Here is a 23,433-nt window from a genome sequence, read left to right as displayed (position 1 = left end):
ACCGTAGGCAACCTGAATGAACGGAAGGTGAACTGGACAGGGCGTCACGGTGACCCCAAGCGGAGTGGGTTGCCTCCGCTTGTGTGCGGGAGGGGCTGCGCGAGGTCTGTGAGGTGCGGCGTGGGCTGCCCTTTGCCGCTTACTGGCGAATATTTTGAACGGCCGTTCGGCACCCGGACGAGATCCCCGTCACTCCCGGGGTGACGTTCCGGTTACGGGCCTTCACGCCTACGCTCGCCCCATGAGCGAGCAGCAGCCGGAATCCGTCGGCCGGACCTGGCGGGACGTCGTCGCGACCGCCCGCCGCAGCGCGGCGGACGGCCTGGTCGTCGGCACCTCGGGCAACGTGTCCGCCCGCGTCGGCGACGTCGTCCTCGTGACGCCCAGCGGAGTGCCGTACGACCGGCTCGGCCCCCACGACGCGGTCGGCGTCGACCTGGAAGGCCAGCAGGTCGTCGGGGACCTGGCGCCGACCAGTGAACTCCCCCTCCACCTGGCGGTCTACCGCTCCACCGACGCCGCCGCCGTGGTCCACACCCACGCCGTGCACGCCACCGCCGTCTCCACCCTCGTCACCGAGGTGCCGCTCGTCCACTACGCGGCCGCCGTCCTCGGCGGACCCGTCCGCACCGCCGCCTACGCCCGCTACGGCACCCCGGAACTGGCCGACGCCATGCTCGGCGCCCTCCGGGGCCGCACCGGCTGCCTGCTCGCCAACCACGGCACCGTCACCTACGGCGACACGCTCGACCAGGCGTACGAGCGCACCGCCCAGCTGGAGTGGCTGTGCCGCCTCTGGCTCACCGCGAGCTCCGTGCCCGGCCGCACCCCGGCCCTGCTCGACGCGGCCCAGCTGGACGAGGTGACGGAAGCGCTCAAGGGGTACGGCCAGTCCGGCTGACCCGGCGGGCGCACCCGCCCGGTCCCCGCCCCGCGACCGTCCGGAGGCGCGGATCCGACCCGGACGGCCCCCGCCCACTGGCAGCCGGCCGCCCGGCCCACGACACTGAAGCGGTGCGCCCGGTAACCGCGACGGCAACGGCCGTCACCACGATCCTCGGCGTCGGTGCGGCAGCGGTCGCGGCCGGCCGCTACGCCAGCGACGCCGCCCTCAAGGCGGCCCCCGGGCGCCCCCTCCCCGCCGACCGCAGACTCGTCGTACACGCCACGGAGGCCGGGCAGGTCACCCTGACCCGTTCCTTCTCCGCGCTGCGGCCCGGCTTCTACGGCCTGGCCGGGCCCGGGGTCCACGCGGTGGTCGGGCCCGTCGTCGACGGGGCCTCCCCGGCCGCCGACACCGTCGTCCGGAGGCTGGAGAGCGTCGGGCAGGGGCTCCTCGAACCGGGTGCGAAGGTCCGGCTCACCCCCGAGCTGTACGGCGGTGACCCGGGCGGCGACCTCGGCCTGGAGCACCAGGAGGTCGAGATCCCCGGCGAACTGGGCCCCCTGCCCGCCTGGTACGTCCCCGGCGCCCGCGACACGTGGGTCATCACCCTGCACGGCCTCGGCGCCACCCGGGCCCACCCCATGAACCTCATGGGGTTCCTGCAGGGACAGAGTCTCCCCGTGCTCGACCTCGCCTACCGGGGCGACCCGGGAGCCCCCCGCCCCGCCGACGGCCTCGGCCGCTTCGGCGCCTCCGAGTGGCGCGATCTCGACGCCGCCATCCGCTACGCCCTGCGCTACGGCGCCCGGAACGTGATCGTCCACGGTTGGTCCACCGGCGCCACGATGGCCCTGTACGCCGCCGTCGAGTCCCCGCTCCGCGACCGCATCAGCGGCCTGGTCCTCGACTCCCCGGTGCTGGACTGGCCGGTCACCCTGCGCGCCCTGGCCGCCGCCCGCGGCGTCCCCGCCGCACTGCTGCCGCTCGCCGTCCGCGCCGCCCAGGGCCGGACGGGGATGAGCCGCGCCCCGGTACTGGAGACCTCGGCGCCGGCCTCGCTGCGCGCGCCGACCCTGATCCTGCACGGCCCGGACGACACGATCGCCCCGTGGGAGTCCTCCCGGGAGCTCGCCGGCCGCCGCCCGGATCTGGTCAGCCTGCACGCCGTCCCACGGGCTCCGCATGCGTCGATGTGGAACGCCGACCCGGCCCGCTACGAGGAGACCCTGCGGCGGTTCCTCACGCCCCTGATGTGAGCCGATGGGGTGAACTCTCCCCCTTGTCGTCGCGCCGGGGGAACCTTTCGCGTACCGGTGAAACGCCTTCCGTTTGGGCTTTCGGGCCGTCAGGGGCAAGACTGCTCCCGTGACGTCCCGTACTCCGCGCGACTCCAGGCTGCGACTTGTCCGCCCGCGACCCCTTGCCACCGCCCGCAAGGCCGTGACCACCCGGCGCACCAGGCCGGCTCCCCGGCCCCCCGAGGGCACCCCGCCCCGTACGGAACTGGCCCGCCAGGCCAGGACGGTGCTCGCCGACGCCGTACGCATCGCCCACTGGGCGGCCGGCACGCCCGGGCCGGGCACCGCCGCCCCGCTCGCCGCCCACGCCCTCGAACGGGCGGCCACCGCCCTGGAGCTCTCCCCGGCGCAGGTCCGCGCGGGCTGGGACCGGGCCCGGCTGGCCGGACTGATCGAACTGCACGGCGACACCGCCCGCCCCGGCTGGCGGCTGCGCGCCTGGGACCGGGACGACTCCGCCGTCCTCCGCGGCTGGGTGGCGCTCTTCGACGCCTGGTCGCTCGTCCACGCCGCGCCCGCGGACATCGAGGCGGGCGCGGTCGCCGAAGCCGTCGAGGCCGTGCCCCAGGTGCTCTCCCTCCTCCAGCTCTCCGCGGGCCCCGTCACCGTCCCCGCCCTGCTGGACCTCCTCGGCCAGCGCGTCGCCGAACTCCAGGAGGAGCGCTGCGAAGTGCCCCTCGGACCCGGCGGAACCGCGTCCGACACCCCGGGCGGGGCCGCCGCCGGCCCCGCCCGGAACGCCGGCCTCAACGCCCTGCTGCTCGACTGGGCCCTGGAGGGCCTCGCCGCCGTCGGGGCGCTGACCCTCGGCCGGGGGCACGCCACCCTCACCCCGCTGGGCAACTGGGCGGTCTGGGTCAAGCTGGAACAGATCTGCGTCGCCGCGCAGAGCCCCGCCGGGAACATCGAGCAGTCCGCCGCCGACATGCTCCTCGGCTGCGCCCGGCTCACCCCGGGTCCGGCCCGCGACGAATACCGCGCCTGGCTCGCCGCCCGCACGGTCGGCAGCGCCGTCGCCGAACTGCTGGCCGTCGCCCGGGGCGAGGACGCCCTGCTGCGCGGACTGGCCTTCGAGGCGCTGAGGGTCGTCGGAGCCCCCGCCGAACCCGAGGTCCGCGCCGTGCTCACCGAACCCTCGCTGCGGCCCTACGCGCTGCTCTGGCTCGCCGAGTACGAGGGCAAGGACCCGGACGACGCCCAGGACGTGCTCAGCCGGGAGGAGTCCACCTGGCTCTGGGTCGACACCGCGGCCGCCGTCGCCGACCACGGCGAGACCGGGCTGCTGGTGCGCCACCTCGACTCGGCCGTCCAGGGCACCGTCCCGGCGCTGCTCGACGAGGTCAGGGCCGTCGGGCACCCGCGCACCGTCCAGGTCCTGGTCGCCCTGGCCGCGGCCCACCCGGACCCGGCCCTGGCCAAGGCGGTCCGCCGGGCCGCCTTCCAGGTGCACACCGGGGGAGCCTGAGCCGCCCGCCCCCGGGGTCCGTCAGCCGGACCCCGGGGCGTACGTCCCGAAACTCCACACGTTGCCCTCGGGGTCCCGTGCCATGTAGTCCCGGGAGCCGTAGTCCTGGTCGGTCGGCTCCATGAGGATCTCCACGCCGAACTCCCGGGCGCGGGCGTAGTGCTCGTCCACCTCGTCCACCACCACGTACACCCCGGCCGGGCCCGCCCCCGCCATCGCCTGCGCGAACACTCCCGCGCGCCCCTTGGAGCCGAGCATCACCCTGCCGTTGCCGCAGGACAGCTCGGCGTGCAGGACGCTGCCGTTCTCCCCCTCGTACACCGCCTCCTCGGCGAAGCCCAGGCCCTGTGTCAGCGTCCTGATCGCGGTCTTCGCGTCGTCGTACAGGATCGTCGGGTAGATCGTGGGAACGCCGCTCGCCGCGCCTGCCATCGCACTCACCTCTCCTGGTGCCGCGTCTGCTGTCCGGACCACCTTGCTGTGATCTGTGTCTCAGTCTTCCACCGGGCACTGACAATGCCCTCCCGGGAAGCGTTCCCACAGGTCAGACGTGCCCGGTCCGGGCGAAGGGCGCCCGCCGGGCCGGAGCGCCCGCGCGGGACCCGGTGGCGGCCGAACGGTGCCGCCGCGGACCGGGCCGCGCGTCCGCGGCTCCCGGGGGGTCGCGCCGGGTATGGGGCGGTCCGTCCCGTACAGCACGCGGAAAAGGAGTTGCGTACCGCCAGTAGAATGGGCCGTATGGCCTTTCTCCTTGTGCATTAGCGGCGTCGAGAGACCTCCGCCCTCGTCCCTCCGCCGTCCATACTGCCCTGGAGTTTTTCCGTGATCACCGCCTCCGGCATCGAGCTGCGTGCCGGCGCCCGCATTCTCATCGAATCCGCCTCGTTCCGTATCGCCAAGGGCGACCGCATCGGCCTCGTCGGCCGCAACGGAGCGGGCAAGACCACCCTCACCAAGTGCCTCGCCGGCGAGGGCACCCCCGCCGGGGGCACCATCACCAAGTCCGGGGAGGTGGGCTACCTCCCACAGGACCCGCGCACCGGCGACCTCGACATCCTCGCCCGCGACCGCATCCTCTCCGCCCGCGGTCTCGACACGATCCTGCGCAAGATGCGCGAGAACGAGGACCGGATGGCGAACGGGCAGGGCGCCACCCGCGAGAAGGCGATGAAGAAGTACGAGCGCCTGGAGACGGAGTTCCTCACCAAGGGCGGGTACGCCGCCGAGGCCGAGGCCGCCACCATCGCCGCCGCGCTCAGCCTGCCCGACCGGGTCCTCGGCCAGCCGCTGCACACCCTCTCCGGCGGTCAGCGCCGCCGCGTGGAGCTGGCCCGGATCCTCTTCTCGGACGCCGACACCCTGCTCCTGGACGAGCCGACCAACCACCTCGACGCCGACTCCATCGTCTGGCTGCGCGACTACCTCAAGTCCTACCGCGGCGGCTTCATCGTGATCTCCCACGATGTGGACCTGGTCGAGACGGTCGTCAACAAGGTGTTCTACCTCGACGCCAACCGCGCCCAGATCGACGTCTACAACATGGGCTGGAAGCTCTACCAGCAGCAGCGCGAGGCCGACGAGAAGCGCCGCAAGCGCGAGCGCCAGAACGCCGAGAAGAAGGCCGCGACCCTCAACGCCCAGGCCGACAAGATGCGCGCCAAGGCCACCAAGACCGTGGCCGCCCAGAACATGGCCAAGCGCGCCGACCGGCTGCTCTCGGGCCTGGAGGCCGTGCGGGTCTCCGACAAGGTCGCCAAACTGCGCTTCCCCGACCCCTCGCCCTGCGGCAAGACCCCGCTGATGGCGGAGGGCCTGTCCAAGTCGTACGGCTCGCTGGAGATCTTCACCGACGTCGACCTCGCCATCGACAAGGGCTCCCGCGTCGTCATCCTCGGCCTCAACGGCGCCGGCAAGACGACGCTGCTGCGCCTGCTCGGCGGTGCCGAGAAGCCCGACACCGGCGAGATCATCGAGGGCCACGGCCTCAAGCTCGGGTACTACGCCCAGGAGCACGAGACGCTCGACCCGGAGCGCACGGTCCTGGAGAACATGCGCTCCGCCGCCCCCGACCTCGACCTCGTCGCGGTCCGCAAGACGCTCGGCTCCTTCCTCTTCTCCGGCGACGACGTCGACAAGCCCGCGGGTGTGCTCTCCGGCGGCGAGAAGACCCGGCTCGCGCTCGCGACCCTGGTCGTCTCCTCCGCCAACGTGCTCCTGCTCGACGAGCCCACGAACAACCTCGACCCCGCCAGCCGCGAGGAGATCCTCGGCGCGCTGCGCACCTACAAGGGCGCCGTCGTCCTCGTGACCCACGACGAGGGCGCCGTCGAGGCGCTCCAGCCGGAGCGGATCATCCTGCTCCCGGACGGTGTCGAGGACCTCTGGGGAGCGGACTACCGCGACCTCGTCGCCCTCGCCTGATCCACCGGGGATGGATCATTCGGCCTACGCGTGATCCCTCATCTGCGTGAGAACCTCTCGTACTCCGGTGGTGCGCCCGGCGCTCACCCGCGGCGCGCCCCTTTTCCGGCCGCGCCTCCCCGTACGGCCCTGACCTGCCGGTTCTCCGGCCGGCCGGGGCCATGCGGCGTCCTGAGCGCTCTGGAATCAGGGATTCCGTTCGTGTCGACGCGCTTCTCGTACGGGAAACCGCCCGCACCGACCTTGCCGAATGGGTGGCCAGGAAGCGCGGGAGGGGTGATCATGAGAGTCCAGAGCGCACTTCCCATGAGGAGGCACGGGTGGCCGAGACTCTGAAGAAGGGCAGCCGGGTAACCGGCGCCGCGCGTGACAAGCTCGCGGCAGACCTGAAGAAGAAGTACGACTCCGGTGCGAGTATCCGGGCGCTGGCCGAGGAAACCGGCCGCTCCTACGGGTTCGTCCACCGGATGCTCAGTGAGTCCGGAGTGACGCTGCGGGGACGCGGCGGCGCGACACGGGGCAAGAAGGCCGCATCGGCCTGAGAGACCCGGGTCTCCGGCATATTAGGGCCCAACGGAATTCGGGGTGGCCACCCGGCTGACCGAGAGGTCGTCCGGGTGGTTACTGTTCAGTCACTTAATTTCGAGTGCTGACAGCACCCCTTCCGGAGGAGCCCCATGACCTCGCTCGACACTGTGCTCGACAAGGACGGCGTACGGCTCACCGTCGACGACGCCGTCGCCACGGTGACGCTCACCCTTCCGGCCAAGCGCAACGCTCAGTCTCCCGCTCTGTGGCGGGCGTTGACCGAGGCCGGACGGGCGCTGCCCGGCACCGTCCGGGTCGTGGTGCTCCGCGGCGAGGGCGCGTCCTTCTCCGCGGGCCTCGACCGGCAGGCTTTCACTCCCGAGGGCTTCGACGGCGAGCCGTCGTTCCTCGACATGGCGCGCGGCCCGGAGGCCGAGCTCGACGCGATCATCGCCGAGTACCAGGAGGCGTTCACCTGGTGGCGGCGCAACGACCTCGTGTCCATCGCGACGGTCCAGGGCCATGCCATCGGCGCCGGCTTCCAGCTCGCCCTCGCCTGCGATCTGCGGATCGTCGCCGAGGACGTGCAGTTCGCCATGCGCGAGACCAGCCTCGGTCTCGTCCCCGACCTCACGGGCACCCACCCCCTGGTGCACCTCGTGGGGTATGCCCGCGCGCTCGAAATCTGCGCCACCGGCCGGTTCGTGCACGCCGAGGAGGCCGAGCGCACAGGACTCGCCAACCTCGTGGTGCCCGTCGGCGACCTCGACGCGGCGGCCCGCGACCTCGCCGCAGCCCTGGTGGGAGCCCCCCGCGACGCCGTCATCGAGACGAAGGCCCTCCTCGCCGGCGCGCTCTCGCGTGACGTCGAGGAGCAGCGCGCCGCCGAGCGGGCCGCCCAGGGCCGCCGGCTCCGCGACCTGGCGGGCATCACCGACTGACACCCCCGCGGCCACGGGCGTGACGAGGACGGCGGACTCACCGTCACCATCGCCGCCCCGTGACAGACGACCGGAGCGTCACCCCAGTCCGGCCGGGCTCGGGAAGCGGGGGGGGGGGGGGGCGGGGCCCCCCCCCCCCCCCCCCCCCCCCCCCCCGCTTCCGGCCGCACCACGTCCGTGACCAGCACCGACACCGGCAGCCGCGCGTCGGTGGCCGCCGCCACCGCCGTGCGCACGGACCGGGCGACATCCAGCGCCCGATGGTCCCCGGCCGTCGCCACCTCCACCCGTACGTGCTCCGGGCCGGTATGCACCGGACCGCCCAGCACCCGGGTCAGCGCGACGACCCCCGGCACCCCGGCGGCGGCCGCCGCCACCGGGCCCTGCGGTTCCGCGACCGGGGCCGCCGGAGCCGACGCCGGCGCGGACGGCGTCACCTGATCGGACGCACCGTCCTCCAGCAATGCCGTCACCGTCAGGTCCACCTCGGCGATCTCCAGACCCAGCCGGGCGGCGGCGGCCGTGAGCAGCGCCGCCCGCAGGGTTGCCGCGGCGTCCGGCAGGGGCCGGTCCGGGGCGGCCGAGAACTCCGCGTCGATCCTCAGCGGCCCCGGCGGCAGTGCGCTCGGCGGAGCCTGGGGCGGCCGTTCAGCCGGGTCCCGCGAAGCGCCGCGGCCCTCTCCGGCCACCGCTTCCTCTGCCGCTTCCGCCACCGCTTCCTCCACCGGGCCGATCCTCAGCTTCCCCAGCACCGTCCCGGGGCGGGCCGCCGCTCCGCGCAGCACAGCGGCGGCGGCGGTCTCCGCGATCCACACGCCGTCCTCCGGGCCGCCCAGCGGCAGCAGCCTGCCCAGGCCGAGGCGCTGCCGTACCGCCGCGGTCCATCCGTCGGCCCTCCGCGGGCCCTGCGCCGTTGTCATCGCCCCAGCCTGCCGCATCCACGGCGCGGGATGGCGCAAGCGCACTTAACGTGGGCAAAAGGAAGTCCAACCCTGCCCCGAAGGGAAGAGCAGCGATGACTGAGACCTCCCAGCGCAACAACCCCGACAGCGGGTCCGGTGACAGGACGCCGCTGAGCAAGCGCGGCGGCGGTGACCCGGGCGCCCGGGGCCGCACGACCATCGCCGACGGCGTCGTCGAGAAGATCGCCGGGATGGCGGCGCGCGATGTGGCCGGCGTCCACGCGATGGGCAGCGGCCTCTCTCGGACGTTCGGCGCCGTCCGAGACCGGGTCCCCGGCGGCGGCAAATCCGTCACTCGCGGGGTCAAGGCCGAGGTCGGCGAGTCGCAGACGGCCCTCGACCTGGAGATCGTCGTCGAATACGGCGAGGCGATCTCCGACGTGGCGCGCGACGTACGCGAGAACGTCATCGCGGCCGTCGAGCGCATGACGGGTCTTGAAGTCGTCGAGGTCAACATCGCGGTCAGCGACGTCAAGCTGCCCGACGAGGACGACGATGACGACGACAACGACGATCAGCGTCTCCAGTAACCCTCCCGCACCCCCACCGCACGGCACTTGAGGAGACACCACGATGAGCATGGCTGTCGTCGGCCTGTTGGCCGGCATGGCGCTCGGGTTCGCCGGATATTTCGGCGGGTTCGGAGCCTTCGTACTGGTGGCCGCGCTGGGCGCGATCGGCTTCATCGCCGGCCGCTTCCTCGACGGCGACCTGGAGCCCGGCGACTTCTTCAGGAGTCGCGAGCGCGGCGACCGGCGACGGTGACGGCGGTGACCGGCCGGGTCGCCGCCGCCGAACGGGGCGAGACCCGGATCTCCGACCGCGTCGTCGCCAAGATCGCCGCCCAGGCGGCGAAGGAGGCGGTCGACGAACCGCCCGAGGCCGGGGCGTCGCCGCGTGCCACGGTCACCGTGCACCGCGACGCCGCCCGGGTCCGGGTCAGCCTGGAGCTCGGCTACCCCGGCGACATCGGCCGCCAGTGCGGGGCCGTACGCCGCCGGGTCGTCCAGCGGGTCAAGGCGCTCGCAGGCATGGAAGTGCCCGAGGTGGCCGTGCAGGTCGAACGCCTGCACCCTGCCGGAGCGGGCGCCGCCGCACAGGGGAGGATCCGATGACCGAACCCGGTGAACCGACCGGCTCCACCCGGCGGATGCCCACCGTGGAACAGAGCGGCACCGACGCGGCCACGCCGGTCGCCCACGGGCCGGCCGGCGCCCGCGAACCGGTGCCCACCCTGGCACAGGGCGACGGCAGGGCCGGCCGTTTCTGGTCCGCGCGCCGGGTCCCGGCCGCCCTGCTGGCCCTTGTGCTGCTGGGCGCGGCCGGGCTGCTGCTCTACGACATCGCCGCCGTACGGGCCGGCCATCCGGCCATGCAGTGGCGTCGCTCCCTCGCCGACGGCCTGGCCGAGCGGCGCCTGGACGACGTCGCCGTGCTCATCGGGGCGGGTGTCGCGGCACTGATCGGCCTGTGGCTGATCCTGCTGGCCCTCACCCCCGGGCTGCGCGACCTGCTGCCGATGCGCCGCGACCGCACCGACGTCCGGGCCTCACTCGACCGCACCGCCGCCGCGCTGGTCCTGCGGGACCGGGCCGTGGAAGTGCCCGGTGTGCAGTCCGTGCGGATCAGGATGGGACGAAGGAAGGCGAAGGTGCGCGCACTCTCGCACTTCCGGGAACTCGACGACGTGCGGACCGACCTGGACGCCGTGCTGGAGACGGCCGTCCGGGAACTGGGCCTGGCGAATCCGCCGGCCCTCTCCGTCCAGGTGCACCGACCGGCGAAGAAGGGATGAGCCGCATGCGCTCCACCGTCAACCGGGTCCTGCTGGCGTTGGCCGGCCTGGTACTGGTCGTCGTCGGCGGCGCGGTGCTCGCCGCCGGACTCGGCGCGTCCGTACCGTCCTGGTGGCCCTGGGACGGCGAGAACGATGTGCTGCTCAGCGCGACGGACCGGCACCGCTGGCGCGACGAGGGCTGGTGGTGGCCGACCGTGATCGCGGTCCTCGCCGTCCTCGTCGTCCTCGCCCTGTGGTGGTTCCTCGCTCAGCTCCGCCGCGGCCGGCTCGCCGAGGTGCTGGTGGACAGCGGCGACGGCGAAGGGGCTCAGCTTCGGGGCCGCGCCCTGGAGGGCGTGCTCGCCGGGGAAGCGGGCGAACTGGACGGAGTGGCCCACGCCCGGGCGATGCTGACCGGCCGCCGCACGGCGCCCCGGGCCCGGCTCCGGCTGCGGATGGAGCCGCACGCCGCCCCGCTGGAGACGCTGAACGCGGTCGCCGACGGGGCACTGGCGCACGCACGCGACTCGGCCGGTCTGGACCGACTTCCCGCCGAGGTGCGCCTGGAGGCCGTCAAGCACCGCGCGGAGCGGGTGTCCTGACGGCCCGTGGGCGTACGGAGGGCGGATCCGCCGGCGCACGGTCGAGGACGTCGGCCGCGTTCCCCGTGCCACGGGGAACGCGGCGGTCGGTCCGTGTCGGGCGAAGAGACCTCAGCCGTGACCGGAGGAGCGCCGCCGCGCACGGCGAAAGAGGGCGGCCGGTCAGAACCCGTGCCGTGACCCGCCGTCGACGGGGACCATGATCCCTGTCAGATACGAGGCGGCGGGGGAGAGCAGGAAGGCCGCGGTCTTCCCGAACTCCTCGGGCGTCCCGTAGCGCCGCAGCGGGATGCGCGCCTCGTTCGCGGTGCGGGCGGCCTCCGCGTCGCCGGACAGGGCGTCCAGTTCGCGGACCCGGTCCGTGTCGATCCGGGCGGGCAGCACGCCCACCACCCGGATGCCGCGCGGGCCCAGCTCGTCGGCCAGCGACTTGGCGAAACCGGCCAGACCGGGGCGCAGCCCGTTGGAGATGGTCAGCCCCGCGATCGGCTCATGCACCGATCCGGAGAGCACGAAGCCGATCACACCGCCCTCGCCGAGCGCGGCCGCCGCCGTACGGGCGAGCCGCACCGCCCCCAGGAACACCGTCTCGAACGCCGTCTGCCACTGGTCGTCCGAGTTGTCCGCGAGGAAGCCGGGGGCAGGCCCGCCGACGCTGACGAGGATGCCGTCGAGCCGCCCGAAGCGCTCCCGCGCCGTGTCCACCAGGCGCTGGGCGGCGCTCGGGTCGGCGTTGTCGGCGGCGAGTCCGACCGCGTCGGGGCCCAGCTCGGAGGCGGCCTCCGCGACGGACCTCTCGTCCCGGCCGGTGATGATCACTTTCGCGCCGTCGGCGGCCAGCGAACGGGCGGTGGCGTTGCCGAGGCCCCGGGTCGCTCCGGTGACGATGTAGACGCGGTCCTTCAGTCCCAGATCCATGGCCCTATCCTGCCGGGTCCCCGCCGGCGAGGTCGACCGCGGCGTTCACCAGCCCGATATGGCTGAACGCCTGGGGGAAGTTGCCCAGCTGCCGCCCGGCCGTCAGGTCGTACTCCTCGGCCAGCAGCCCGAGGTCGTTGCGCAGCTCCAGCAGCCGGTCGAAGAGGGCCCGGGCCTCGTCCGGTCTGCCGGTCCGCTGCAACGCGTCGACCAGCCAGAACGAACAGACGATGAAGGCCCCCTCGTCGCCCGGCAGCCCGTCGACGGACGCGCCCTCGGTGCTGTAGCGCCGGACCAGGCCGTCGGCGCCCAGCTCGTCGCGGACCGCGTCGACCGTGCCGATCACCCGGGGATCGTCCGGCGGCAGGAACCCGGTCCGCGCGATGAGCAGCGTCGAGGCGTCCAGTTCACGAGACCCGTAGGACTGGGTGAAGGTGTTCCGCTCGGGGTCGTACCCCTTCCGGCACACCTCGGCGTGCACGGCGTCCCGCATCGCGCGCCAGCGGTCGGCGTCGCCCGGCAGCTCGGGATTCTCCTCCAGCGAGCGCACCGCCCGGTCGGCCGCGACCCAGGCCATCACCTTGGAGTGCACGAAGTGCCGCCGGGCGCCGCGGATCTCCCACAGCCCCTCGTCCGGCTCGCGCCAGGTCGACTCCAGGAAGCCGAGCAGGCTGAGCTGGAGGTTCCAGGCGTGCGGCTTGTCGTCGAGACCGGCGACGCGGGCCAGCCGGAGCGCGTCGATGACCTCGCCGTACACATCGAGCTGACGCTGGCGGACGGCCGCGTTGCCGGTGCGTACCGGCCGGGAGTGCTCGTACCCGGCGAGCCAGGGCAGCTCGGTCTCGGGCAGCCGGCGTTCGCCCGCCAGCCCGTACATGATCTGGAGGTCCGCCGGGTCCCCGGCGACGGCCCGCAGCAGCCAGTCCCGCCACGCCTCCGCCTCCTTGAGATAGCCGGCCGAGACCAGCGCCCCGAGGGTCAGCGTGGCATCCCGCAGCCAGCAGAAGCGGTAGTCCCAGTTCCGTACGCCGCCGATCTCCTCCGGCAGGGAGGTGGTCGGGGCCGCCACGATGCCGCCCGTCGGTGCGTACGTCAGCGCCTTGAGGGTGATCAGGGACCGCAGCACGGCGTCGCGGTAGGGACCTTCGTAGGTGCAACGGTCGGTCCACTTCGCCCAGTCGTGCAGCGTGTGCTTCAGCGCCTCGCGCGGGTCGATCAGCTTCGGGCGCCGCGCGTGCGAGGGGTGCCAGGTCAGCACGAAGGCCACGCTCTCGCCCTCGGTGACGGTGAAGGAGGAGCAGGTGCTGAACTGCTGGCCCCATGTCTTGACGGGGGGTTCGCTGCGCAGCCAGACGGAGTCGGGGCCCGCGACCGCCACCCGGTGGCCGTGCGAACGCCGCACCCAGGGCACCACCGAACCGAAGTCGAAGCGCAGCCGCAGCACCGAACTCATGTCGACGGTGCCGCTGACGCCCTCGACGATCCGCATCAGGTCGGGCGACGTGTCGCGCTGCGGCATGAAGTCGATGACCTTCACCGTGCCGGTCCGCGTCTCCCAGTACGTCTCCAGGACCAGGGAGTCACCCGCGTAGCCGCGCCGGGTACAGGTGTCCGAAGGGTTGGCGCCCTTGGGCGCGATGCGCCAGTGGCCGTTCTCCTCGGTGCCGAGCAGGGCGGCGAAACAGGCGCCGGAATCGAAGCGGGGCAGGCAGAGCCAGTCGACGGAACCGTTCCTGCCGACGAGCGCGGCGGTCTGGAGATCGCCGATCAGGGCGTAGTCCTCGATGCGTGGGGTCACGCCTGGCGTTTTCCCGGACCGAGCCGTTGTCAACCAGCCGGCCGTCCATCAGCCGTGTGCCGTAGAGACCTCAGGCGCTCGCCGGTTCGGGCTGCTCGGGGGCGACGGCCGCCACGTTCCCGGCCGCGGCCTGCTCGCGGTCGCGCTTCTCGCGGCGTACGAGAATCACCCAGCCGACCGGGACCGCGGCGACGAACAGCCACCACTGGACGGCGTAGGCCATGTGCGGGCCGATGGAGCTGTCGTCGGGAGAGGCGATCCGCTCGGGCAGCTCCCCCGTCGGCCGGGGAGCGGTCTGCTCGATGTAGCCGCCGAGGACCGTCCGGGACAGCAGCTGGGACTGCTGGTCGCTGTTGATCAGCATCACCTGCCGGTCGGGCAGTCCCGCCAGGTCCTTGATGCCGCTGCTGCCGGTCGTCTCGTCCGCCTTGAGGCGGCCGGTGACGGTCACTTCGCCGCGGGGCGCGGGCGGCACCTCGGGGAAGGCGGTCTGGTTCGGTGCGGCCGGTACCCAGCCCCGGTTGACCAGGACGGTGCCGCCGCCCTTGAGGTCCAGCGGGGTCAGGACATGGACGCCGATGCGGTCGTCGTCCGAGGTCCGGCGGCGGACGACCACCTCGTGCTCGGTGTCGAACGTTCCCGTCGCGGTGACCGCCCGCCAGTAGTCCGATCGTGGGACGGTGTGCCCGGGCGAGGTGAGGTCGGTGACCGGGACGGGGCGTGCGTCGAGGTTCCGCGAGATGAGCGCGTTCTGCGCGACCCGGTGCTCGTGCCGGTGGAACTGCCAGAAACCCAGCTCGATCATCGTCGGGATCAGCACGAGGCCGAGCAGGGTGAGGATCACCCACTGCCGGGTCAACAGGAAGCGGTACACCCCATGACCGTACAACCGGGGCCATGGGGTGCGGCACTCAGGGGTGTCGCCGGAGCGGTCCGTGCGACGGGGCATTCGGTCACGCTTTGTCCACGATGCCCGCCTTTCCCTCGGCGCGGGCGCAGTGGGCGCCGCAGTACCAGTGCCCGTCCGCCTCGACGCCCTGCCCGATCACCTGGACCCGGCAGTGCTCGCAGATCGGCGCCATGCGGTGGATGGCGCAGGAGAAGCAGTCGAAGACGTGCACCGCGCCCTGCGCGTGCACCTCGAAGGACATGCCGTAGTCGTTTCCGCAAACCTCACAACGTGCCATGCGCCACAGGGTGGGACGCCCGGCGGCCACGGGGCGAGGGGCTGCCGGGCGAGTCGTGTCCGGTTCACTCCGATGACGGTGCGGGGGCCTGGTGCGGCAGTGTCGCCCCCGGCGCCGGTTCGGCCGGGGCCACATCGCGCAGCAGATGGGTGAAGGCGCTCTCCTCCAGGATCGGTGTCCCGAACGTCCTCGCCTTCTGTGTCTTGGAGGTGGCCGCGTCCGGGTCGTTGGTCACCAGCAGACTGGTCAGCCGGGACACGCTGGTCGCCACGTGCAGACCGGCCTCCACCGCCCGGTCCTCCAGCAGTTCCCGGTCGATCGAGGTGTCCCCGGAGAAGGCCACCCGCATCCCCTGCCGGAGCGGCTTCTCCTTCTCGTACCGTCCCGGATTGGGATACGGGCAGGCCGGCCGCTTGCGCGAGGGCCGCCAGCTGTTCTGCTGCCGGGAGGGCTGGTATCCGACGCGCGGGGCGACGGGGGAGTCGGACCACTCGGTCAGCGGGCGGCACTCCAGCAACGGCAGCCGCACCCCGTCCCGGGCCGCCGCGTGCAGGCTCGGCCGGAACGCCTCGGCCAGCACCCGGGCGTCGTCCAGGGCGTGGTGGGCCTGCTGCTGCACGACCCCGAAGTGCGCGGCGAGGGACGCCAGCTTGTGGTTGGGCAGTGGCAGCCGCAGCTCCTTGGCCAGCGCGATCGTGCACAGCCGGTGCTCGACCGGCGCGACCACCGAGGCCCGTGCGTACTCCCGGGCGAGCATCGACCAGTCGAACGCCGCGTTGTGCGCGACGAGCACCCGGTCCGCGAGCCGCTCCGAGAGCGCGGCCGCGATCTCCGGGAAGAGCGGCGCGCCGTCCAGGACGTCGCTCGTCAGCCCGTGGATCCAGACGGGGCCGGGGTCGCGCTCCGGGTTGACCAGCGTGTACCAGTGGTCCTCGACATCGCCCACGGCGTCCAGCCGGTAGACGGCGGCGGACACGATCCGGTCGTCGCGGGCGAGTCCGGTGGTCTCCACGTCGACGACCGCGTACCCCTGGGGGTAGGCGGTCGGCCATGGTGCGGCTGTCTGGCGGTCGTCGAGCATGGTCACAGAGAATACGGGCCATGACTGACAGTCCCCTATTCGGCCGCCCGCGGTGACGTGGCCACGCGGTAGGGGAGTGCGCCGGGGCGGGCAGTGCGTCGAGGTTCGTGAAGGCGCGCGGGCGCCGGACGAAGGGGCGCGCCGGTCGCGGTCCGCCGGCTCGCCGCCGAACGTCTGCCGCGCGGCGTTCGGCGCCGGCCACTGCGCCGGCGTGCTCCTGCCCGGAACCGGCAGCCGACGCGAACGAGGGGCGGGCGGTGAGCTGTTCCACCGGATGCGCGCAGCGGCCGAGGAGGTCCTCGTACAGCCCGGGGGCCCGCTCCGAGAGTCCGGCGGCGGGGGCCGGCAGCTCCGCGCGCAGCCGCTCGGGGCCCAGCTCCCGGGCGGACGGCCGTCCGGCATCCGGTTCCTCCGCCGCCGCGAAGGTGTCCTGTTCGGAGGTGAGCGCGGGCGGCCGCTCGTGCTCGGGGAGTTCGGCGAAGGCGGCGGTCACGCGGCCCGCGAGCCTCCCCGGCCGGCCGGTCCGGCTTCGCGGCGCGCGCGATTGGCGGAAGGTGCCAAAGGCAGCTGACACCAGGTCTCACATACTTGTGGGTAACAACGTCTAGCCCTCACCGACCGGCGGCCCTACGGTGCTCGCATGGAGCCGAACCTGCCCGATGTCGTGCTGTGGTCAATACCGGCCTTCGTGCTGCTCACCGTGATCGAGATGGTCAGCTACCGCCTCCACCCGGACGAGGACGCCGCCGGGTACGAGACCAAGGACGCCGCCACCAGCCTCACCATGGGCATCGGCAGCCTGGGCTTCGACCTGCTCTGGAAGATCCCCGTCCTGGCCGTCTACATGGGGGTCTACGAGCTGACGCCGCTGCGGGTGCCCGTGCTGTGGTGGACCGTCCTGCTGATGCTCCTGGCCCAGGACTTCTTCTACTACTGGTCCCACCGCGGCCACCACGTGATCCGGATCCTGTGGGCCTGCCACGTGGTCCACCACTCCAGCCAGAAGTTCAACCTCACCACCGCGCTGCGCCAGCCCTGGACTTCGGCGACCGTCTGGCCCTTCTACCTGCCGCTGATCGCCTGCGGGGTGCACCCGGCGGCGCTCGCGTTCTGTCAGTCGGCCAACCTGGTCTACCAGTTCTGGGTGCACACCGAGCGCGTCGGCAAGCTCCCGCGCCCCTTCGAGTACGTCCTCAACACGCCCTCCCACCACCGGGTCCACCACGCCTCGCAGGGCAGCTACCTGGACCGCAACTTCGGCGGCATCCTGATCGTCTGGGACCGGATGTTCGGGTCCTTCGCCGCCGAGACCGAGCGGCCCGTCTACGGGCTCACCAAGAACATCTCCACCCACAACCCGCTGCGCGTCGCGACCCACGAGTACGCCGCCATCGCCCGGGACGTCCGGGCCGCCGGCACCTGGGGCGAGCGCGCCGGACGGGTCTTCCGGGGGCCGGGCTGGCAGCCGGCGCCGAAGGCCGCGGCCCCCCTGGCCGCGCCGGCGCCCGTGCCCGCGCCCGCCTCCGCGGCCCCCGTGCCCGCCTCCGCGGCCCCCGTGCCCGCCTCCGCGGCCCCCGTGCCCGCCTCCGCCCCGGAACCCACCCCGTGACCGCCACCGCGTCCCGCCCCGGCGGCACCGGACAGCGCGGACCCGCCGAGCGCTTCGCCCGCCCCGTGCTCCTCGCCTTCCTCCTCACCGCGGCCGTCGACCTGGCCGGACTCCTCGCCGGGGCCGAGACCGTCCACCTCCTCGCCAAGCCGCTGCTGATGCCGCTGCTCGCCGGGTACGCGGCCCTGCGCGGCGGACCCCGGCTGCTCGTCGCGGCCCTGCTGGCCGGGTGGGGCGGCGATGTCCTCCTGCTCGCCGACAACGACCTCGCCTTCCTCGTCGGCATGGGCTCCTTCGCCGTCGGCCATGTCTGCTACCTGACGCTGTTCGGCCGCGACCGGGCCCGCGCGCCGCTGGCCACGGGGGCCGGATACGTCCTCGTGCTCCTCGTCTTCCTCGTGCTGATCTGGCCGGACCTCCCGGCGGACCTGCGTATCCCGCTGACCGGCTACAGCCTGCTGCTCACCGCCATGGCCTGGCGGGCGGGCGCGCTCGGGCCGTACGCGGCGGCCGGCGGGGCGCTCTTCCTGATCTCCGACGCCCTGATCGCCACCGGTATCGCCCAGTGGCCGCAGGCGCCCGCCCCGGACTTCTGGGTGATGCTCACCTACATCGCCGCGCAGGCTCTGCTGACCCTCGGGGTGCTCGCACCGGGGGCGGCCCGGGGAATGGGGCGAACCGGGGCGTACCGTGAGCGGGGTACCAGCAGCTGAGACCGGCAAGGACCCCGAACGTATGCGCGCCACCGTCATCCACGCCCCCCACGACATCCGGGTGGAGGAGGTGCCGGACCCGAGGATCCAGCGGCCCACCGACGTGGTGCTGAGGGTTCTGCGGGCCTGCGTCTGCGGCAGCGACCTGTGGGCCTACCGCGGCGCGTCCGCCCGGCGGCCCGGTCAGCGCATCGGCCACGAGTTCCTCGGCGTCGTCGAGGAGGCGGGGCCCGGGGTCAACGGCTTCGCCGTCGGCGATCTGGCCGTCGCCCCGTTCGTCTGGTCCGACGGCACCTGCACCTACTGCGCCGAGGGTCTCACCACTTCCTGCCCCGAGGGCGGCTTCTGGGGCTCGGCCGGCCCGGACGGCGCACTGTCGGACGGCGGCCAGGGCGAGGCCGTCCGCGTCCCCCACGCCGACGGCACCCTGGTCAAGCTCCCGGCCGCCGCCGCCTCCGACGACCGCCTGCTCACCGCCCTGCTGACGCTCTCCGACGTCCTCGGCACCGGCCACCACGCCGCCGTCGGAGCGGGCGTCGGGCCGGGCAGCACCGTCGCGGTCGTCGGTGACGGCGCCGTCGGCCTGTGCGGGGTGCTCGCCGCCAAGCGCCTCGGCGCCGAGCGCGTCATCGCCCTCGGCCGCCACCCCGCGCGCACCGACATCGCCCGCCGCTTCGGCGCCACCGACGTGGTCGCCGAACGCGGCGAGGCCGCCCTCGCCGCGGTCCGCGAGCTGACCCGGGGCGAGGGCGCGCACAGCGTCATCGAGGCCGTCGGCACCGAGCAGTCGATGCGCACCGCCCTCGGGATCGTCCGCGACGGCGGCTCCATCGGCTACGTCGGCGTCCCGCACGGCAGCGCCACCGGCGTGGACCTCGGTGAGATGTTCGGCCGGAACATCGCCCTGCGCGGCGGCGTCGCCCCCGTACGCGCGTACATACCGGAGCTGCTCCCCGACGTGCTGGACGGCACGATCGACCCCTCGCCCGTCTTCGACCGGTCCATCGGGCTGGACGAAGTGCCCGTCGGCTACAAGGAGATGGACGAGCGGACCGCGCTGAAGGTGCTCATCACGCCGTGACCGTGCGGGGAACGGGCCGCGAGGCCGGAGAGAAGCGATCCCCCGGCCCCGCGGCCTCCGCTGCGCCGTGCTGTCCGGCGCCGTGCTGCCGGTCGTCGCGCTACCAGCGCACCGCGTCGAGCGCGTCCACCACTCCGGCCCCGTAGAAGCCGTTGTAGCTCCTGCCGCCCTCGCAGACCGCGTCGATGACCCCGTCACCGTTGATGTCGTACGGCTCACCGCACGCCTTCGCGTCCGCCTGGAGCGTCAGCAGCGCCTTCACCGCGGCCGGTGAGGCGTAGGGGTGCTTGGACTTGATCAGCGCCACGACGCCCGCGACATGCGGGGACGCCATCGACGTACCGGCCTTGTAGCCGAACTTGCCGCCCGGCAGCGTCGACAGGATCAGTCCGTTGACCGCCGGCGGCTCGGGGGTCTGGTAGACCGTCGAGTCGCCGCCCGGGGCCGCTACGTCGATGACGCCCTTGCCGTAGTTCGAGTACGAGGACTTCAGGCCCTTCGCACCCGTCGCGGAGACCGTCACGACACCCGGCAGCATGGTGGGGATGTCCGGACAGGCGCTCGGGTCGACCGTCCGCGTGACCGCCTCGGTGTCGTTCGGGCTGGTCTTGTCCTCGATCGCGTCGAGCGCCAGGTCGTGGCGGGAGTTCCCGGCCGCCGCGACGTTGACCGTGCCCCTGCGCTCCGCGTACTTCACGGCGCGTGTGAGGGCGTCGACCAGGGCGCCCTGGTCCGCGTCGTTCTTGCAGTTGAACAGCCACGGGTCGGTGTAATAGCTGTTGTTGGTCACCTCGACGCCGCGTTCGGCGGCCCAGATGAACCCGCAGACCACGGCCTCGGTGTAGAAGAACCCGTCCGGGTTCGACACCTTGATGCCCGACACCTTCACGCCCGGGGCGACGCCGGTGACCCCGGCCCCGTTCTTGGCGGCGGCGATGGTGCCCGCCACATGCGTGCCGTGGTCGCTCTCGCCCGCCGCCGGGCGCCACGAGCCGGCGGTGGTGTCCGGGGCGCCCGATACGCAGTCGGCCGATGCGCGGCTGTCGAAGTTCGGCGCCAGGTCGGGGTGGGTGTCGTCGACGCCCGTGTCGATGACGGCGACGGTCACCCGCTTCGAGCCCAGCGACTTCTCGTGCGCCCGGTCCGCCTTGATCGCGGGCAGCGACCACTGGAGGGGCTCCAGCGGGTCCTCGCCGGCCTTCGCCTCCGCGGCGGCGGCCGCCGCCTGCTCGGGGGTGAGCGGCTGCGCTATCGCGCCGACGTCCTTGGTGGCCTGGGGCACGATCGGGTTGGTGCGGGTGGCGCCCGCCGATTCCACGCCGCGCACCCGACGGATCGTTTCGCCGAAGGCGGGGTTCTGCGAGTGGACGACGATGACGCCGATCTGCTCATAGGCGATGACGACGGTGCCGCCGGCCCGGGAGATCGCCTTCTTGACCTGCTTGACGGTGCCGTGGCCGCCCCGTGTGTTGACCACGTAGGAGAGCTTAGGCCCGTCGGTCCGCACGCTCGCGGTGGCCTGCTCGCCGGTGGGCGCCGCTGTGGCCGTCGCCGCCGGCAGGAAGCCGAGCGAGGCGGTCAGCGCGAGTCCGACGGGCACCGCGAGTGCGCGGGTCCGTCTCGATGCCAGATAAGCCATGGGTTCTCCACATCATCCGTGCCGAACGACCGGACACAAGATGTGTTCGGTCGCGTACATGACGAGTGAAGCTATCGCTGATCATCCCGGCGTATCAACGCTTGCGCGCGAGTGAGTTCGAAGAGTGATCGACGCTGCCGCGGGTGAACAGGGGGCGCGTCCCGGCAACCGGACGCACCGCGACACCTCCGAGAAGGCGAAAGACGCGGTGAACCGCTTCGTCGCGCCCTCCGTGCCGTTGTCCAGGAGACACATGACCGTCCCCACCGGTAACGAGGTCCTCCCTTGACACCCGCCGTTCCCCAGACCACCGCACCCGCGTCGCGAGGAGATTCCGTGGCTACCGATGCACCGCCGCCCGAAGGCGGTTCGCCCGCCGGACCCGTCCAGCCCACCACCGAGGCGTTCGTCGCGATGCAGGCGAGCCCGGACTTCGCCGACCTGCGCCGCTCGCACCGCTCCTTCGCCTTCCCCCTGACCATCGCCTTCGTCACCTGGTACCTGCTCTACGTGCTGCTCTGCAACTACGCGGGCGGATTCATGGCCACCCAGGTCATCGGCAACATCAACATGGCGCTCGTCCTCGGGCTCGCCCAGTTCGTCACCACCTTCCTCATCGCCTGGCTCTACTCCCGGCACGCCGCCACCAAGCTCGACCCCAAGGCCGACGCGATCAAGTCCCGTATGGAGGCCGACGTATGAGCGCCGCCCACACCCTCTACCCCACCGTCCAGCTCGCCGCCGAGGGGGCGAGCGAGCACCGGCCGCTGATCATCACGCTGTTCGGCGCGTTCGTCGTGGCCACTCTCTTCATCACCGTGTGGGCGGGCCGCCAGACCAAGAGCGCCGCCGACTTCTACGCTGGCGGACGCCAGTTCACCGGATTCCAGAACGGACTCGCCGTCTCCGGCGACTACATGTCCGCCGCGTCCTTCCTGGGCATCGCCGGAGCCATCGCGCTCTTCGGGTACGACGGCTTCCTGTACTCCATCGGCTTCCTCGTCGCCTGGCTCGTCGCCCTGCTCCTGGTCGCCGAACCGCTGCGCAACTCCGGCCGCTACACGATGGGCGACGTCCTCGCCTACCGGATGCGCCAGCGCCCCGTCCGCACCGCCGCCGGCACGTCCACGATCGTCGTCTCGATCTTCTACCTGCTGGCCCAGATGGCCGGAGCCGGTGTCCTCGTCTCGCTGCTGCTCGGCATCACCAGCGACGCCGGGAAGGTCCTCATCGTCGCCCTGGTCGGCGTGCTCATGATCCTCTACGTCACCATCGGCGGCATGAAGGGCACCACCTGGGTGCAGATGGTCAAGGCCGTCCTGCTCATCGCGGGAACCCTGCTCATCACCTTCCTGATCCTGCTGAAGTTCAACTTCAACATCTCCGACCTGCTCGGCACCGCCGCCAGCAACAGCGGCAAGGGAGCGGCCTTCCTGGAGCCCGGCCTCAAGTACGGCGCCGACAGCATCTCGAAGCTGGACTTCATCTCCCTGGGCATCGCCCTGGTCCTCGGCACCGCGGGTCTGCCGCACATCCTGATCCGCTTCTACACCGTGCCCACGGCCAAGGCCGCCCGTAAGTCCGTGAACTGGGCGATCGGCATCATCGGCGCCTTCTACCTGATGACGATCGTGCTCGGCTTCGGCGCCGCCGCGATCCTCAAGCCCGGCGACATCATCGCCTCCAACAAGGCGGGCAACACCGCCGCGCCACTGGCCGCACTGGAGATCGGCGGCGGCTCCGGGTCCACCGGCGGCGCCATCCTCCTCGCGGTGATCTCCGCCGTCGCCTTCGCCACCATCCTGGCCGTGGTCGCCGGACTCACCCTCGCCTCCTCCTCGTCCTTCGCGCACGACATCTACGCCAACGTGATCCGCAAGGGCCGGGCCACGGAGAAGGAGGAGGTCCGCGCCGCACGGTGGGCCACCGTCGCCATCGGGGTCGTCTCCATCGGCCTCGGCGCACTGGCCCGCGACCTGAACGTCGCCGGGCTCGTCGCCCTGGCCTTCGCGGTCGCGGCCTCCGCCAATCTGCCGACCATCCTCTACAGCCTCTTCTGGAAGCGCTTCACCACCCAGGGCGCCCTCTGGTCCATCTACGGAGGTCTCGCCTCCTCCGTCCTGCTGGTGCTGTTCTCGCCGGTCGTCTCCTCCAAGCCGAGCTCGATGTTCCCGGGCGTCGACTTCGCCTGGTTCCCGCTGGAGAACCCCGGCCTGATCTCGATCCCGCTGGGCTTCCTGCTCGGCTGGGTCGGCTCGCTGATCTCCAAGGAGAAGCCCGACACGGACAAGTACGCCGAGCTGGAGGTCAAGTCCCTCACCGGCGTCGGAGCCCACTGAGCACGCCGGGGCAGGCCCTTCGCCCCGCACCGACGGGCCGCTTCGGCTCATCGCCCACCACCCGCGGCCGGGGGGCGGCGGGGGGGGGGCCCCCCCCGCGCCCCCCCCCCCCCCCCGCCCCCCGCCCCCCCCCCCCCCCCCCCGGCCCCCCGCGCCCCCCCCCCCACCGGGCGCCCCCCCGGCGCGGG

Annotated in this window: 23 protein-coding genes and 2 pseudogenes; 16 read left to right on the top strand and 9 right to left on the bottom strand. The window is 72.9% G+C overall.

Features of this window, described 5'->3' with window-relative positions:
• Positions 1-241: 241 nt before the first annotated feature.
• From ACIQMU_RS28710 to ACIQMU_RS28700, 3 genes are all read left to right on the top strand, one after another.
• Complete coding sequence (locus ACIQMU_RS28710) at positions 242-901, top strand: class II aldolase/adducin family protein (RefSeq protein WP_352243099.1); 660 nt, start codon at positions 242-244, stop codon at positions 899-901.
• Between the two features lie 113 nt (positions 902-1,014).
• Positions 1,015-2,142 (top strand): hypothetical protein, encoded by a 1,128-nt coding sequence (locus tag ACIQMU_RS28705; RefSeq protein ID WP_352243098.1) that lies wholly within the window; start codon positions 1,015-1,017, stop codon positions 2,140-2,142.
• Between the two features lie 184 nt (positions 2,143-2,326).
• Complete coding sequence (locus ACIQMU_RS28700; protein ID WP_352243153.1) at positions 2,327-3,649, top strand: hypothetical protein; 1,323 nt, start codon at positions 2,327-2,329, stop codon at positions 3,647-3,649.
• Positions 3,650-3,670: 21 nt separating this feature from the next.
• On the opposite strand, the gene ACIQMU_RS28695 is transcribed toward ACIQMU_RS28700, so the two are convergent.
• The gene (locus tag ACIQMU_RS28695) at positions 3,671-4,081 is read right to left on the bottom strand and encodes a VOC family protein (RefSeq protein WP_352243097.1); all 411 of its coding nucleotides are present in this window, start codon (positions 4,079-4,081) and stop codon (positions 3,671-3,673) included.
• A gap of 390 nt (positions 4,082-4,471) precedes the next feature.
• Here ACIQMU_RS28695 and ACIQMU_RS28690 point away from each other — a divergent pair, with 390 nt between their 5' ends.
• The 3 genes from ACIQMU_RS28690 to ACIQMU_RS28680 all read left to right on the top strand — a co-directional run bounded on the left by ACIQMU_RS28690 (position 4,472) and on the right by ACIQMU_RS28680 (position 7,539).
• Entirely contained in the window at positions 4,472-6,070 is a 1,599-nt protein-coding gene (locus ACIQMU_RS28690) for an ABC-F family ATP-binding cassette domain-containing protein (protein ID WP_228926714.1), read from the top strand.
• 320 nt (positions 6,071-6,390) lie between these two features.
• Positions 6,391-6,612, top strand: a complete 222-nt coding sequence (locus ACIQMU_RS28685; protein ID WP_006123601.1) for a helix-turn-helix domain-containing protein — start codon at positions 6,391-6,393, stop codon at positions 6,610-6,612.
• Positions 6,613-6,747: 135 nt separating this feature from the next.
• Positions 6,748-7,539 (top strand): enoyl-CoA hydratase/isomerase family protein, encoded by a 792-nt coding sequence (locus ACIQMU_RS28680; RefSeq protein WP_352243096.1) that lies wholly within the window; start codon positions 6,748-6,750, stop codon positions 7,537-7,539.
• 152 nt (positions 7,540-7,691) lie between these two features.
• Here ACIQMU_RS28680 and ACIQMU_RS28675 read toward each other — a convergent pair.
• Positions 7,692-8,459 (bottom strand): annotated as a pseudogene (locus tag ACIQMU_RS28675) (hypothetical protein); the annotation flags it as partial.
• 95 nt (positions 8,460-8,554) lie between these two features.
• On the opposite strand from ACIQMU_RS28675, the gene ACIQMU_RS28670 reads away from it, so the two are divergent.
• The 5 genes from ACIQMU_RS28670 to amaP are packed head-to-tail and all read left to right on the top strand — an operon-like array spanning position 8,555 to position 10,880.
• Positions 8,555-9,031, top strand: a complete 477-nt coding sequence (locus ACIQMU_RS28670; RefSeq protein WP_352243094.1) for an Asp23/Gls24 family envelope stress response protein — start codon at positions 8,555-8,557, stop codon at positions 9,029-9,031.
• Positions 9,032-9,074: 43 nt separating this feature from the next.
• Complete coding sequence (locus ACIQMU_RS28665) at positions 9,075-9,266, top strand: hypothetical protein (protein WP_336673044.1); 192 nt, start codon at positions 9,075-9,077, stop codon at positions 9,264-9,266.
• A complete protein-coding gene (locus tag ACIQMU_RS28660) occupies positions 9,263-9,616 on the top strand; it encodes a hypothetical protein (RefSeq protein WP_352243093.1) in 354 nt (117 codons plus the stop codon). Before ACIQMU_RS28665 ends, ACIQMU_RS28660 begins: the two co-directional genes overlap by 4 nt.
• Entirely contained in the window at positions 9,613-10,296 is a 684-nt protein-coding gene (locus ACIQMU_RS28655; protein ID WP_352243092.1) for a DUF6286 domain-containing protein, read from the top strand. The genes ACIQMU_RS28660 and ACIQMU_RS28655 overlap by 4 nt, the downstream gene beginning before the upstream one ends.
• A gap of 5 nt (positions 10,297-10,301) precedes the next feature.
• Complete coding sequence (amaP, locus tag ACIQMU_RS28650; RefSeq protein ID WP_402690026.1) at positions 10,302-10,880, top strand: alkaline shock response membrane anchor protein AmaP; 579 nt, start codon at positions 10,302-10,304, stop codon at positions 10,878-10,880.
• 162 nt (positions 10,881-11,042) lie between these two features.
• Here the strand turns inward: amaP and ACIQMU_RS28645 are convergent, their stop codons facing one another.
• The 6 genes and pseudogenes from ACIQMU_RS28645 to ACIQMU_RS28620 all read right to left on the bottom strand — a co-directional run.
• On the bottom strand, positions 11,043-11,798 hold the full coding sequence (locus ACIQMU_RS28645) for an SDR family oxidoreductase (RefSeq protein ID WP_352243090.1): 756 nt from the start codon (positions 11,796-11,798) through the stop codon (positions 11,043-11,045).
• A gap of 4 nt (positions 11,799-11,802) precedes the next feature.
• Complete coding sequence (locus tag ACIQMU_RS28640) at positions 11,803-13,596, bottom strand: glycoside hydrolase family 15 protein (RefSeq protein WP_352243089.1); 1,794 nt, start codon at positions 13,594-13,596, stop codon at positions 11,803-11,805.
• A 70-nt stretch (positions 13,597-13,666) separates the two neighbouring features.
• The gene (locus ACIQMU_RS28635) at positions 13,667-14,470 is read right to left on the bottom strand and encodes an SURF1 family protein (RefSeq protein WP_352243088.1); all 804 of its coding nucleotides are present in this window, start codon (positions 14,468-14,470) and stop codon (positions 13,667-13,669) included.
• A gap of 79 nt (positions 14,471-14,549) precedes the next feature.
• On the bottom strand, positions 14,550-14,783 hold the full coding sequence (locus ACIQMU_RS28630; protein ID WP_097892750.1) for a hypothetical protein: 234 nt from the start codon (positions 14,781-14,783) through the stop codon (positions 14,550-14,552).
• Between the two features lie 64 nt (positions 14,784-14,847).
• Positions 14,848-15,870 carry a DEDDh family exonuclease gene (locus ACIQMU_RS28625; RefSeq protein ID WP_352243087.1) on the bottom strand — a complete coding sequence of 341 codons (1,023 nt, stop codon included), beginning with the start codon at positions 15,868-15,870 and terminating at the stop codon, positions 14,848-14,850.
• Positions 15,871-16,153: 283 nt separating this feature from the next.
• Positions 16,154-16,357: pseudogene (locus tag ACIQMU_RS28620) on the bottom strand (hypothetical protein); the annotation flags it as partial.
• Between the two features lie 147 nt (positions 16,358-16,504).
• Here ACIQMU_RS28620 and ACIQMU_RS28615 point away from each other — a divergent pair.
• The 3 genes from ACIQMU_RS28615 to ACIQMU_RS28605 are packed head-to-tail and all read left to right on the top strand — an operon-like array spanning position 16,505 to position 19,267.
• Positions 16,505-17,473, top strand: coding sequence for a sterol desaturase family protein (locus ACIQMU_RS28615; RefSeq protein WP_402690006.1), 969 nt, complete (start codon positions 16,505-16,507; stop codon positions 17,471-17,473).
• Positions 17,470-18,186 carry a lysoplasmalogenase gene (locus ACIQMU_RS28610; RefSeq protein WP_402690005.1) on the top strand — a complete coding sequence of 239 codons (717 nt, stop codon included), beginning with the start codon at positions 17,470-17,472 and terminating at the stop codon, positions 18,184-18,186. Before ACIQMU_RS28615 ends, ACIQMU_RS28610 begins: the two co-directional genes overlap by 4 nt.
• A gap of 22 nt (positions 18,187-18,208) precedes the next feature.
• On the top strand, positions 18,209-19,267 hold the full coding sequence (locus ACIQMU_RS28605) for a zinc-dependent alcohol dehydrogenase family protein (protein ID WP_352243084.1): 1,059 nt from the start codon (positions 18,209-18,211) through the stop codon (positions 19,265-19,267).
• 100 nt (positions 19,268-19,367) lie between these two features.
• Here the strand turns inward: ACIQMU_RS28605 and ACIQMU_RS28600 are convergent, their stop codons facing one another.
• On the bottom strand, positions 19,368-20,906 hold the full coding sequence (locus ACIQMU_RS28600; RefSeq protein WP_402690004.1) for a S8 family peptidase: 1,539 nt from the start codon (positions 20,904-20,906) through the stop codon (positions 19,368-19,370).
• Positions 20,907-21,242: 336 nt separating this feature from the next.
• On the opposite strand from ACIQMU_RS28600, the gene ACIQMU_RS28595 reads away from it, so the two are divergent.
• Entirely contained in the window at positions 21,243-21,608 is a 366-nt protein-coding gene (locus ACIQMU_RS28595; protein ID WP_352243082.1) for a DUF485 domain-containing protein, read from the top strand.
• Positions 21,605-23,245 (top strand): cation acetate symporter, encoded by a 1,641-nt coding sequence (locus tag ACIQMU_RS28590; RefSeq protein ID WP_352243081.1) that lies wholly within the window; start codon positions 21,605-21,607, stop codon positions 23,243-23,245. Before ACIQMU_RS28595 ends, ACIQMU_RS28590 begins: the two co-directional genes overlap by 4 nt.
• The last annotated feature ends 188 nt before the right edge of the window (positions 23,246-23,433 follow it).

This window comes from Streptomyces sp. NPDC091649 (genome assembly GCF_044756785.1).
Classification (GTDB): Bacteria; Actinomycetota; Actinomycetes; order Streptomycetales; family Streptomycetaceae; genus Streptomyces.
Note: the sequence above shows the minus strand (reverse complement) of the source record. Positions and strands in the feature narration are given on the sequence as shown.

Bases quoted from the DNA above. Each gene is read 5' to 3' on its own strand.
- ACIQMU_RS28710 (WP_352243099.1), top strand. From the start codon at position 242: ATGAGCGAGCAGCAGCCGGAATCCGTCGGCCGGACCTGGCGGGACGTC.
- ACIQMU_RS28695 (WP_352243097.1), bottom strand. From the start codon at position 4,081: ATGGCAGGCGCGGCGAGCGGCGTTCCCACGATCTACCCGACGATCCTG.
- ACIQMU_RS28680 (WP_352243096.1), top strand. From the start codon at position 6,748: ATGACCTCGCTCGACACTGTGCTCGACAAGGACGGCGTACGGCTCACC.
- ACIQMU_RS28670 (WP_352243094.1), top strand. From the start codon at position 8,555: ATGACTGAGACCTCCCAGCGCAACAACCCCGACAGCGGGTCCGGTGAC.
- ACIQMU_RS28665 (WP_336673044.1), top strand. From the start codon at position 9,075: ATGAGCATGGCTGTCGTCGGCCTGTTGGCCGGCATGGCGCTCGGGTTC.
- ACIQMU_RS28655 (WP_352243092.1), top strand. From the start codon at position 9,613: ATGACCGAACCCGGTGAACCGACCGGCTCCACCCGGCGGATGCCCACC.
- amaP (WP_402690026.1), top strand. From the start codon at position 10,302: ATGCGCTCCACCGTCAACCGGGTCCTGCTGGCGTTGGCCGGCCTGGTA.
- ACIQMU_RS28645 (WP_352243090.1), bottom strand. From the start codon at position 11,798: ATGGATCTGGGACTGAAGGACCGCGTCTACATCGTCACCGGAGCGACC.
- ACIQMU_RS28630 (WP_097892750.1), bottom strand. From the start codon at position 14,783: ATGGCACGTTGTGAGGTTTGCGGAAACGACTACGGCATGTCCTTCGAG.
- ACIQMU_RS28615 (WP_402690006.1), top strand. From the start codon at position 16,505: ATGGAGCCGAACCTGCCCGATGTCGTGCTGTGGTCAATACCGGCCTTC.
- ACIQMU_RS28605 (WP_352243084.1), top strand. From the start codon at position 18,209: ATGCGCGCCACCGTCATCCACGCCCCCCACGACATCCGGGTGGAGGAG.
- ACIQMU_RS28600 (WP_402690004.1), bottom strand. From the start codon at position 20,906: ATGGCTTATCTGGCATCGAGACGGACCCGCGCACTCGCGGTGCCCGTC.
- ACIQMU_RS28590 (WP_352243081.1), top strand. From the start codon at position 21,605: ATGAGCGCCGCCCACACCCTCTACCCCACCGTCCAGCTCGCCGCCGAG.